We start from the raw sequence: 11,671 nt of genomic DNA on the forward strand, positions 1-11,671 counted from the left end.
CCCGCACTCCACGGCTTGACAAACTTTGTTGCCGAACCGGCAAATGAGTTCATGAGCGAAGCACCGAAGCCCCCCAAGAAGGCCCAGCCCGCCAAGAAGCCCCACACACCCCACGCGCCCCGGTCCATCGCGCCCGCCCCGACGCGCGCCACCACGCCCGAGGCCGAGATCTCCGACGTCCTGACGTCGGTCGGCCCCCGCCTGCGCGCCCTGCGCCTGACGCGCGAGATCACCCTCGCCCAGCTCAGCGAGGCCACCGGCATCTCCCTGAGCACGCTCTCCCGGCTGGAGTCGGGCCAGCGCAAACCCACTCTCGAACTGCTGCTCCCCCTCGCCAAGGCGCACGGCGTCCAGCTGGACGAACTGGTCGGCGCGCCCACCACCGGCGACCCGCGCATCCACCCGAAGCCGTTCGCGCGGGGCGGCCGCACCTTCGTGCCGCTCACCCGCCACCTGGGCGGGCTGCACGCGTTCAAGATGATCCTGCCGCCCGGCGAGGCGGACGAGTCCTGCCCGCCCGACCAGCGGGTCCACGAGGGGTACGAGTGGCTGTACGTCCTGGACGGCCGGGTGCGCCTGCGGATCGGCGAGCACGACCTGGAGCTGACGGCGGGCGAGGCGGCGGAGTTCGACACGCGCGTCCCGCACGCGTTCTACAACGTCGGGGACCGTCCGGCGGAGCTGCTCAGCCTGTTCGGCCCGCAGGGCGAGCGCCTGCACGTACGCGCGAAGCCCGACACCGCCCCGTAGACCGGACCGCTCCCCTCAACGCAGGACCGCTCAGCGCGAGCGGCGCCCCTCGATGAGGACGGCGAGTCCGTCCAGGATCCGTTCGAGCCCGAACTCCCATGCCTGGTCCCGCTGCACGGCGCTCCCCGCGCTCCCCGCGCCCCCCTCTTCCGCGTTCGCCCCCGCCGCCTCCCCGAAGACCGCCGCAAGCGCGGGGAACCGCTCCCCGTGCTCCCGCAGCAGCGGCCCCAGCACCGCGCCGAACTGTTCCTCGGGGCTGTCGCCCGCCCCCACGGCCCGCCCCTGTTGGGTGATGCCCCGCACGTGCCCGACCAGGAGGACGACCGCGTCCATCCGCTCGGCGCCGCTGAGCCCCGTACCGTCGAGCGCCGCCACGGCCCGCTCCGTCCAAGCCAGCTCGCAGGGGCCCATCACCCGGGGCCCGATGGTGGCGTCCAGCAGCCAGGGGTGCCGCCCGAAGACGGCGAACAGCTGGCGCCCCCACTCCCCCAGCGCCTCCCGCCACCCGGCCCCGGAAGCCGCCCCTTCCGAAGAAGAACCGCCCTTCCCTCCAGGACCGCCCTCCCCTCCGAAACCGCCCCCCTCCGGATACTCCCCCACAGCCGCGTCCACCATCAGCGCGACCAGCTCCGCCTTCCCGGGGACGTACCGGTAGAGGGCCATCTTCGTGACCCCGAGCCGCGCCGCGACCTGCTGCATCGACAGCTCCGCGAGCCCCTCGGCGTCGGCGACCTCGACCCCCGCGCGCGCGATCCGGTCCAGGTCGAGCGTGCGCTTGGGTCCCCGCGCGGGAGTGGGCTGGGGCCCCCACAGCAGCCGCACCGTCCTGTCGCTCATGCGCGTCCCCTCGCCGGAAGGCCTTGCCGGAAGACCAAAACTGCGTCTACCGTACACATTAATAACTGAGTCCAATGGACACAGTTATTGAGCAGCCCACACGCCACCCTTCCCAGGAGCCCTCATGCCCCAGAAGACCGTCCTCGTCTCCGGCGCCGGCATCGCGGGCCCCGCCCTCGCCTTCTGGCTGGGCCGCCACGGCTTCCGCCCGACCGTCGTGGAGCTGGCCCCCGCCCTGCGCGAGGGCGGACAGGCCGTCGACTTCAGGGGCGAAGCCCACCTGACCGTCCTCGAACGGATGGGCCTCCTGCCCGAACTGCGCCGCGCACAGACCGGCGGCAGCCCGATGCGCTTCGTGGACGCCGAAGGACGCACCCTGCTCGACCTCCCCGCGGAGTTCGCGGGCGGCGCCGTCGAGGTGCCGCGCGGCGACCTCACCCGGATCCTGTACGAGCACAGCCGCCTGTACGCCGAGTACGTGTTCGGCGATTCGGTCACCGCGCTCACCGAGCACCCGACCGGCGTGCGCGCGGAGTTCCGGCACTCGGCCCCGTGCGAGTTCGACCTGGTGATCGGCGCGGACGGCCTGCACTCCCACGTCCGCCGCCTCGCGTTCGGCCCCGACGAGGAGTACGTCAGCCACCTCGGTTACTACGCCGCGACCTGGCAGCTCCCCAACCACCTGGGCCTGACCGGGGGTTCCGTCGGCCTCAACGCACCCGGCCGCCTCGCGTCCGTCGGCGTCGACCACCGCGACCCGACCCGCGCGGGCGCCTTCTTCGTCTTCGCCTCGCCGGAGGTCGCGTACGACCGGCACGATCCCGACCAGCAGAAGCGGCTCCTCTTCGACGCGTTCTCCGGGCTCGGCTGGGAAGTCCCGCGGCTGCTCGACTCACTGCGCGAAGTGCCCGGCCCCGGCCTCTACTTCGACTCGATCAGCCGCGCGGACGTACCCGCCTGGTCCAAGGGCCGCATCGGCCTCGTCGGGGACGCCGCCTGCGGCGCGACCATCGGCGGGATGGGCACGGGCACGGGGATGGTCGCCGCGTACGTACTGGCGGGCGAGCTGGCCGCCGCCGGGGGCGACCACAGGACCGCCTTCGCCCGCTACGAAAGCAGGCTCCGCGCGTACGCCGAACGGTGCCAGACGGGCGGCGACCGTACGGGCAGGTTCCTGGCGCCCGCCACGAGGACGGGCATGCGCCTGCGCAACGGCCTGCTGAACAGGCCGCTGCTGCTGGGCATGATGCTGAAGGCGGGGGAAAAGGTGAGCAGCGCGGTGGAACTCCCGGACTACCCGACCGCCCCGGACTACGCCGCTTCCGCCCGTACCTCCACGGAGGGCTCCGCCTCCGCCAGCACCCCGTAGTGCTCCACGACCCGCCCCGCCGCGTCGAACCGCAGCTCCTCCAGCAGCCGCCAGCTCGCCCCGCCGCTCACCGCGGCGAGCCGCAGCGCGACCCGGTCCTCGTCGGCGATGACGCTCTCGCAGGCCAGTCTGAGCCCTGGGGCACTGCCGGGCGCCCAATGCCCCGTCAGCTCGTTCGTCCCGCCGTCGTTCGCGGCCCGCACCATCGAGCGTGCGATCTCCTTGTTGCGCTCCTGCGCCGTGTGAACGGCCAGGAGTCCGTGCAGGGTCTCGCTCAGAGCCCCGGTCAGCAGCACCGACATGGTCAACTCCCTCGCTCTCGCCGCCCATGGTCCACGCGGAGCACCCACACCCGTCGACCGTGCACATGGCCTGCGCGAATCGACTGCGTGAACTTCCTCGATCTAACGCCCAGCAGGCTCGGGCAGTATCTGCCGCAGTCCGACGCGCGGGTGCCTCGGCCGCTTCCACTCGCGCGGATAGCCCACCGACACCTCCTCGAACCGGACCCCGTCGTGCCGACTCGTACGGGGAATGTGCAGGTGCCCGTAGACCATCACCCGGACGGGGAACCGGGTGTGCCAGTCGGCGGTCGCCTCCGTACCGCACCACAGTGCGAACTCGGGGTACCGCAGGATCCGGGTCGGTTCCCGCACCAAGGGGTAGTGGTTGACGAGGACCATCGGCAGCTCGCGCCCGCACGCCTCCAGCCGCGCCTCCGTCTCCGCGACCCGCGCCCTGCACCACTCGTCGCGCGAGGCGTAGGGATCGGGGTGGAGCATGAACTCGTCGCTGCACACGACGCCCGTCTCGTAGGCCCGGTCCAGCGCCTCCTGCTTGTCCCGCGCGCCTCCCGTACGGAAGGTGTAGTCGTACAGCAGGAACAGCGGCGCGACGATCGCGGGACCGCCCTCGCCGTCCCACACCGGGTACGGGTCCTCGGGGCTGACCACTCCCGCCGCGCGGCACAGCTTCACCAGGTGCTGGTACCGGGCGACGCCCCGCAGCCCGAGGGTGTCGTCGCGGGGCGTCCACAGTTCGTGGTTGCCCGGCGCCCACACCACCTTGGCGAACCGCCGGCCGAGCACGCCCAGCGCCCATTCGACGTCCTCGACCCGCTCGGCGACGTCGCCCGCGACCAGGAGCCAGTCCGCGTCCGACTCGGGACGCAGCCCTTCGACGATCGCCCTGTTCTCGGCGAACGCCACGTGAAGGTCACTGATCGCCCAGAGCTTCCCCGTCGTCATGCTCTGAACCGTAGATGGTCATGGCACCGAGAGGTACCCCGGCATCTCCGCATGCGGACGCCCCTCCCCCGCCCGCCGACTCAACCCGCCTGTCGGATCGGCTCGCCGACGTGCATCAGGTGCCGCATGGCTTCCTTGTGCGAGGCGAGCAACCCGGTCTGGTGGTACGGCACCCCGAGCTCCGCGCAGAACTCCTCGGTGATGACCTGCGCCCTGCGCAGCGCGGGCGTCGGCATGCTCGGGAAGAGATGGTGCTCGATCTGGTAGTTCAGTCCGCCCATCAGTACGTCGACGAAGGCACCGCCCCGTACGTTGCGCGAGGTGAGCACCTGGCGGCGCAGGAAGTCGAGCTTCTGCCCCTTGGTGATCATGGGCATGCCCTTGTGGTTGGGGGCGAAGACCGACCCGAGGTAGACGCCGAAGAGGCCCTGGTGGACGGCGACGAAGGCCAGCCCCATGCCCACCGGCAGCACGGTGAAGATCGCCCCGAAATACGCCGCGAAATGCAGTACGAGCAACAGCCCCTCGATTTTGGGCCGCTTCATCGTGGGGCTGCGCAGCGCCTTGAAGCTGTTGAAGCTGAGATTGAGTCCTTCGAGCAGGAGCAGCGGAAAGAACAGGTACGCCTGGTAGCGCCCGACGAACCGGGGCAGCCCCTTCGCCTCCCGCGCCTGCCGCTGCGACCACACCAGGATCTCGGGCGAGACGTCCGGGTCCTTCTCCTCGTGATTGGGATTCGCGTGGTGGCGGGTGTGCTTGTTCATCCACCAGCCGTAGCTCATGCCCAACAGGAGGTTGGCCACAATCAGCCCGCCGACCTCGCTGGGCCGCTTGCGCGAGAAGACCTGCTGGTGGGCAAGGTCGTGCGCGGCGAGCGCCAGCTGACCGAACACCACGGACAGCACCGGCGCGAGCAGCAGCTGGTACCAGCTCGCCCCCACGAGGAAGAATGCCGCGCAGCTCGCCACGAGCACGGCGCCCACGGCACCGAACCGCAGGGTGTAATAGAGCGGCCGCCGGTCCAGCAGTCCCGCCTCGGTTATTCTCCGGGAAAGTCGGGAGAAGTCGCTTCCGCTTTCCCTGAGGTTTCCCGGGAAGTCTTCCCGGGCACCGGGCGAAATCGCCGGTTCCAGCACCGTGTTGTTGACCATGCGGCTCAGTATGCTCAGGCATTTTCCACCGCAGAATGTCGCTGGCCCCCGGATGCGGGTGCACTTTCCCCCACCCCCGGAGGGGGGTTTTCCCCCGGCAGCGGCCGGGCGGCGAGCACCGCCAGCCGCTCGGCCCGGGTCTGTCCTGGCACGGACAACCCCCGGCTTCCGGCCCGGGGCCCGACCACGCCGACGGTACGGGGGTCCACTCCCGTACGGGAGCCCGCCACCGCACCGGACGCCGTGCCCACAGCTGTGCCCACAGCCGTACGCGAGGTCGGCACCGCGCCAAAGCGTCCGTCCAGGCCCACGAACGGCGCCGCGTGCAGAACCGAAGCCGCCTTCCCGGCCGCCCCCGGAGCCGCGCCGCCCAGGGGCCCTGTCCCGCGCGCCCGCATCTCCTCCGCCCGTACCCCTTCCGCGAACAACCGCTCGGCTGCACGCCCCCTGGCCGTTTCACCGGCCTCCCTGGCCACCGCGAGCGCGGCCTCGCCACGCCCGCCGACCACCCGCTGCCGCACCAGTTCCGTGCGGTACGCCCGTACCGCCTCCTCCTCGGCCAACGGCCCCCGCGCCAACGATTCCAGCGCCTCCCTGCGCGCCGCACTCGCGGCGTTCTCCGCGGTCAGCCGCACCAGCACCGCGAGGGTCTGCCGAGTGGCCCCGCCCTCGATCCCCCGCGCCCGCGCGCTCTCGACCTCGCTCCGCACCCGACCCGCCGCGTCCAATGGGTCGACGCCTCCCGCGACGTGGGCCCGTACGGCATCCCGGATCGCATCCGAGGTACGGCGGGACTCACCGCACAGGCAGGACCCGTGCCCCGCCCCGCAATCCGCACAGGACACGCACTCGCCCCCGGCAGAGCCCTCCCCCAAACCAGCGCCAGCACCAGCACCAGCACCAGCACCAGCCAGGGATCCTCGCTCCGATCCCGATCCCGATCCCGTCCCAGGCTCAACGCCCAAACCCAGGCCATTGCCCGCAGGCGCCGCAGCCGCCGCAGCCACCTCCCCGCCCGCGACGCGCGACGCCTGAGCCTCCTCGTGCCGTGCGCGTACGGCACGGGCCCGCTTCAACACGGCGGCCCCCAAGCGCCGTTCCACCTCATCGGCGACCCGGCGCCCGTCACAGGGCGTCCCCGCCGCACTGATCTCGGCAGCGACCCGCTCCCCCACCGCACGCCGCTCGGCGCGCCGCCCCGCGACGAGGTCCAGGCACGCCTCGCAGACGGCCCCCGTGTCCATCCGCACGCCGTCGTCACAGCGCACGTCGTAGCAGCAGGCACGGCGCGGCAGCCCACGCCCGATCAGCCAGCCGACGGGGTTGCGCACCGGCGCGCACCCCTGGGCGACGACACGCCGCCCGAGCCGCTCGGCCAGCACGCGCTCCGCCACGGCACGGTCCCCCAGGACCTCCACCAGCCGTCCCAACTCGGCCTGGACCGCAGCCAGCACGCGCTCCCTGCCCCCTGCCCGCGAAATACGCCCCCAGAGGCCCGAGGCGGGCCCGTCCAGCAGCGCTTCGAACACCGCCTCATCCCGAGACGGAGCAGTCTTTTGCCTTTCCGCGCCTCGGCGCGTCCCACGTGCCCCTTGAGCCTCCTGGGCTTCTCGTACGTCGTGGGTCTCGCCCGCCTCGCCCGCCTCACGCGCCCGCGCGTCGGCCCGCAGACGGCCCGAGCCCCCCACGGCTTCGCCGGAAAGCCCAACGACAACCTCAGCGGAATTACCTGGATCGACCACAGAAGCGTGGTGGGTGTGGAGGGGGGCAGTACCGGGGCGCTCTGCAATTCCACGGACATCCCCTCCCGAAGACGCCGCGAACCCGCTGTTTACCGGCCACAACCCCTCCTCCCCCGCACAGCCACCCCCGGGTGCAGCAGCGGGGCGCTGGAGACCCCGGCCATGGGAAGCAACAACAACCTCAGAAACCCCACCGGACACCATCCGCGCCCCGGCCCCGGCAGCGGTCGCCACAGCCTGCACCGAGACCGGCACCGGCACCGCAGCCATAACCGCAGCCGCAGCCGAGGCCTTCGCCGCCGCGATCGCCGGGACGACCAACCTCGCCTTCCCGAAGAGCCCCGACCCGCTCTGCGCACGCGGCAGTTCGACGGCTCCCAGGTCCGCGAGGCGGGCCACGACCTTGCTGCCGCCCGCGACCGAGCAGCCCAGCAGCCGGGCGACCGTCGCCCCGGCCCGACCGCGCCCGGAGGCCACAGTTCCGCCCACCATCCGTACGCGCCCGTCCGTACGGGCTTGGAGCGCGAGCAGCAGCAGGGCGAGCCGGTCCGTGGCCGCACCCCTCCCCCGGCGCCCGGCGAGCAGCCCCGGCGGCGTCGCCTCGCGGCCCTTGGGCGCCCAGCCCGGACCGAAGAGCTTTTCCAGAAGTCGAAGAAGGGTGGCGAGCTCCTTGCGGGACAGGGCGAGCGGGTGCCCGGCGTCGTGGCGGGCGCGCCACACGGGCATGACGACACACTCCAGCCCGGTCACCTGGCCGGAGGCGTCGGTGACGGCACGGGTGGAGACAGCACCGGACCCCCGCAGTGCGGGCAGCACCGCGTGGTCGACGGAAGATTCGGAAAGGCCCTCCCAACGACCCAGCTCCGCGGCCCAGATGGACGTGCGGCGGGAAGTTGCGGAGGCCTTGGCCATCAGTACGACGGCACCGAGCCGCGCGGCATCCGACAGCCCCGCGAGTGCGGGGTCGTCGAGGAGGGTACGAACGGCGGAGAACAGCCTGGTGCGCATGGCGCGACCGAGCTGAAGAGGACCGCTCTCGGAGAGATCTGAGAGCGAAACATTTCGGTATGGACTGATTTTGTGTGATTTAGATGACGACTTTGCGTCAGTTTGCGGCAACACTAAATCAGCCCTCGGAACAGCGGCTATGATGCACTCCAAGGGTGTGGATACGGCACGGGTTCCAAGGCACGGCTTAGGCCGGGTTACACGGGTCGGATGATCAATTGATCAAGCACTCCCACCTTGTTGCTGGCAACAGCGACGAAAGTGCTGACGGTTTGACCGGAGTGGTTCGCATCCGCCTCGGTCAAGAACCCGTGAGCTCTTGGAAATCAGTGGCGACGGCTGCCCGCGAAAACAGGAGTCGCCACTGAGAAGGTTGTTCGGCCAGTCACTGGCCGGGCATCACTCCTTCGATAGAACGGCCCGGGTGGTTCAACTCCCGGGCCGTTTCTGCGTCTCAGGCCCCTGCCGCAGCCGGCAGCGAGGCGGTGGAGTTGCGGGCCCTTGCGGCCGTAGCGCGTCGGCGACTACGGCTCCGGTCGACCTGACCCGCTATCGCGTCGGGCAGCTCGGCCACCCACAACCCCACAGGGATACGGATCGCTACTCGTCCGTTCAGATACTCAAGGTCGAACGCCGCACGCTCGGCGGGAGTGGTGACGAGATGGACGGAGTCCTCAAGCACCCACAGCGCCGTGTCGGGCGTCGTGTTGGGGTCGGAAGCGGCCTGACGGGCCGTCTCGACCGCCGTCGACTGCCACAGCTCCAGCTCCTGACGGGCGCTTCGCGCGCGCCGCGTCCCGGGCCAGACGATCTGGGAGACGAACGCGTACACGCGCAGGGCGACCACCGAGTCCTCGAAGTGAGGCTCGAAGAGGATGCCCTGATCACGGGCGCGCCAGGCCCAGGACTCACTGAGACCGGCCGCCACGGCAACGGCATTCGTGCTGAGCTGTTTGCTCATCCCGGACATCCCGTACAGCGATGACATCGATCTGCTCCCAAAACCTGTGTTGATCGTGCGTCTCACACTAGCGCACCCGGCTCAATCCCAACCCGCGTCACTAGAAATGCGTGTCTCTCAATGTGCGACCACCGCCTCGCAATCTACAACCAGGAAGCCCAAAGTGAGGCATCGTCACCGACTCCCAGGCGAAACGCTTCATCACGACATCGAGTGTCGCAGGATTTGTGACAGCGATAGTCACGGCGCAACATCCTTCCCAACATCTTTCGCAACAGCTATAGCAACAGCGTTAGCAAGAACCTGCAGCTCAACGCAGAGATGGGGCCAGCGCCAAGGCGCTGGCCCCATCTCTGGATGACGGACCGTCACATAAACGGAAAGGTCTACTGTGCCCCTGGATCGCCTTCCGACTCTCTCAGTTCGGCTTCCTGCCGGCGGCGTCGCGGCCTATGAAGTTCACCCTCAAGAGCCATAGCATGCAAAAAACGTTCGAGTGCCGCAGATACGACGTAGAGCCCCCGGCGGCCGTAATCGACCTCCTGCAGAGCTTGATTGAGGTTCGAGACCAAGGCGAAGGCGTGCTCCCCGACCCGGTAGGTCGACTGGGTACCGGCCTCCACGTAACCCATGCGTTCGTTCTGGAAGTCATGGGCCAGGGCGATGAGCTCGTCGATGTCGTCGGGGACGTGCCGCAGCGCGGCGTCGAGGTAGTGACCCTTGCTGAGCACGGCGTTCCGCGACGAACGCCGGTCCGCCTTTATCCGGTCCTTCAGGAGCTCCAACACCTCGGGCTCGATTCGGAATCCATGGCTCCGCCACTTCTCCGAGTGGATCTTGGCCTCGGCGAAGCTCCGGTGCAGCGCTTCATGGGCCCAAGGCTGCCCCGGACCATGCGGCTCGGGCGGGTCAAGCGCTTCTACAACTTCGTACACGACAGAGGGAAGGCCGCGACGACGGTTGACGGGCGTGGGTGCAAGCGACGGATACGGCTCTGGAGCCGCGGCCTCCCGCGCCTGGGACGGAACCCCAGCTACACCAGGTGTACCAGGGGAAACGGGAGCAACAGAGGCAACAGGCGGCGCCGCTGCGGCGGCTGCCTCGACCTCGTCGTCCGCCTCGTCCACGACATCGACGTCAACGAGGGATTCCCGGGACCCGGCTCCGGACCGCGCGTCGGTGCCCCGAGAGGGCTCCGGCACCCCTCCCCCACCGAGGAACGAACGACCGGCGACCGAATCGGCTCCGGCGATCAGCCCCTGCACGAGATTGGACCCGTTGGTCTTGAAGTGGCTGGGCGCCTTCTTCTTCGGCTTGGCCGCGGCCTTCTTCCTGGCGCCGCCGGCCTCAGTCAACGGATGCCTCCGGGTCGATCAGCTCGGGCGTCTCCCACTTCTCCGGCGGCTGCTGCATCCGTTCCAGGATCTGGAGCATCAGCTGCCCGTACGCCTTGCCCGGCGCGTGGCTCGCGTAACGGACCGCGGCGGGCACCCCGTAGGCGAAGGAGTCCGAGATCCGGTTGTCGATGCGGATGTCGGTGAGGAAGGGGTGCAGTCCGGCTTCGAGCATGCCGTTGCGGATGTTGATCTCCTGGCTCTTCCACTTGGACGGCGGATTGGCCCGGTTGAGCACGGCCCCGAGGAAGACGGGGTCGCACTCCCCTCCCGTCCGGTCCTTCACGTAGCGCACGGTCCCCCGCGTCGCGGCCGCGCCCTTGAGCGCGGGGTACTCGGGGATGCACACCGTCACGACGTAGTCGGCTGCGGCCAGTGCGGTGGCGGAGAGGGAGGAGACCGCGGGAGGCGTGTCGATGACGACGAAGTCGAAGTGGTCGGCGGCCTCAAGCAGCATGCGACGCAGTACGGGCGTCGACTGGTACCCCTTCTTGTGGATGAGGTCCTGGGCCGCGGTCATGGTCGACTCTTCACAGGCGAGCAGATGGACCGTACCGGCGTCCTCCCACTCGGCCAGCAGCTCGCTGCGGTCGAACCAGATGGTGGAGAGATCCATCCGCATGCCCTGGAGCCGGGCCTGAAGCACCCACCCCAGCGAACGCGCCAACTGATCCTCACCGGAGAGGTTCACTCCCAGTGCGGTACCTGCCTGCGCCTGCGGGTCGAGGTCGACGACGAGCACCCGAGCGCCCGAGAGAGCAAGCCCCGCACCGAGATTGACGGTGGTGCTCGTCTTGCCGACCCCTCCCTTCTGGGTTGCGACGGCGATGACCTTCATCGCTTACTCCGCCTCTCTGAAGCTGTTGCTGCTGGTCGTCGCCGCGTGACACCAGGGGGGTAAGTCCCGATGAGTCCCTAATCCCCCAGTAACCAGGCGGCCTTGGAGCGACCCGTTTTCAGGGGGCTCTAGCGACACGGGAGCTGGTGCGCACGACGATAACAGGAATGCCCTACGCGCACGGGGAGACGCGCCAGAAGTCCTGAGAGGGGGTGATACCCAGGGCTTCACTGCGGCTAGGGGGAACCGTATCGGAAGCGGAAGGGTGTCGAGTAATCAGATCAGCGAATGAGAACGCCAGTCCGTTGAGTCACCCGATAGTGGACTAGGGAGACAGCTAGCAACAGGGCAACAACATTCGTCTCAGCGATCAC

10 protein-coding genes are annotated in these 11,671 nt (G+C 69.8%); 2 read left to right on the plus strand and 8 right to left on the minus strand.

The genetic code is table 11. The annotated features are described in order from the left end of the window. Positions 1–51: 51 nt before the first annotated feature. Positions 52–750 (plus strand): helix-turn-helix domain-containing protein, encoded by a 699-nt coding sequence (locus ACIBNE_RS34720; RefSeq protein ID WP_399278828.1) that lies wholly within the window; start codon positions 52–54, stop codon positions 748–750. Positions 751–780: 30 nt separating this feature from the next. Here ACIBNE_RS34720 and ACIBNE_RS34725 read toward each other — a convergent pair whose 3' ends face one another. Next, complete coding sequence (locus tag ACIBNE_RS34725) at positions 781–1,587, minus strand: TetR/AcrR family transcriptional regulator (protein WP_399278830.1); 807 nt, start codon at positions 1,585–1,587, stop codon at positions 781–783. A gap of 124 nt (positions 1,588–1,711) precedes the next feature. On the opposite strand from ACIBNE_RS34725, the gene ACIBNE_RS34730 reads away from it, so the two are divergent. Beyond that, positions 1,712–2,956 carry an FAD-dependent monooxygenase gene (locus ACIBNE_RS34730; RefSeq protein WP_399278832.1) on the plus strand — a complete coding sequence of 415 codons (1,245 nt, stop codon included), beginning with the start codon at positions 1,712–1,714 and terminating at the stop codon, positions 2,954–2,956. Here ACIBNE_RS34730 and ACIBNE_RS34735 read toward each other — a convergent pair. The 7 genes from ACIBNE_RS34735 to ACIBNE_RS34765 form a co-directional block, all read right to left on the minus strand. Continuing rightward, entirely contained in the window at positions 2,899–3,258 is a 360-nt protein-coding gene (locus tag ACIBNE_RS34735) for a hypothetical protein (protein ID WP_399278834.1), read from the minus strand. The genes ACIBNE_RS34730 and ACIBNE_RS34735 overlap by 58 nt on opposite strands. 102 nt (positions 3,259–3,360) lie before the next feature. After that, a complete protein-coding gene (locus tag ACIBNE_RS34740) occupies positions 3,361–4,203 on the minus strand; it encodes a metallophosphoesterase family protein (RefSeq protein WP_399278837.1) in 843 nt (280 codons plus the stop codon). An 80-nt stretch (positions 4,204–4,283) separates the two neighbouring features. After that, a complete protein-coding gene (locus tag ACIBNE_RS34745; protein WP_399278839.1) occupies positions 4,284–5,354 on the minus strand; it encodes a fatty acid desaturase family protein in 1,071 nt (356 codons plus the stop codon). Between the two features lie 14 nt (positions 5,355–5,368). Continuing rightward, on the minus strand, positions 5,369–8,104 hold the full coding sequence (locus ACIBNE_RS34750) for a hypothetical protein (protein ID WP_399278841.1): 2,736 nt from the start codon (positions 8,102–8,104) through the stop codon (positions 5,369–5,371). Positions 8,105–8,558: 454 nt separating this feature from the next. Further along, on the minus strand, positions 8,559–9,092 hold the full coding sequence (locus ACIBNE_RS34755) for a hypothetical protein (protein WP_399278843.1): 534 nt from the start codon (positions 9,090–9,092) through the stop codon (positions 8,559–8,561). Between the two features lie 359 nt (positions 9,093–9,451). Continuing rightward, entirely contained in the window at positions 9,452–10,420 is a 969-nt protein-coding gene (locus tag ACIBNE_RS34760) for a hypothetical protein (protein WP_399278845.1), read from the minus strand. Continuing rightward, a complete protein-coding gene (locus ACIBNE_RS34765; RefSeq protein ID WP_399278847.1) occupies positions 10,413–11,297 on the minus strand; it encodes a ParA family protein in 885 nt (294 codons plus the stop codon). Before ACIBNE_RS34765 ends, ACIBNE_RS34760 begins: the two co-directional genes overlap by 8 nt. Positions 11,298–11,671 lie beyond the last annotated feature (374 nt).

The sequence above is a fragment of the Streptomyces sp. NPDC050504 genome (genome assembly GCF_044458065.1).
Classification (GTDB): domain Bacteria; phylum Actinomycetota; class Actinomycetes; order Streptomycetales; family Streptomycetaceae; genus Streptomyces.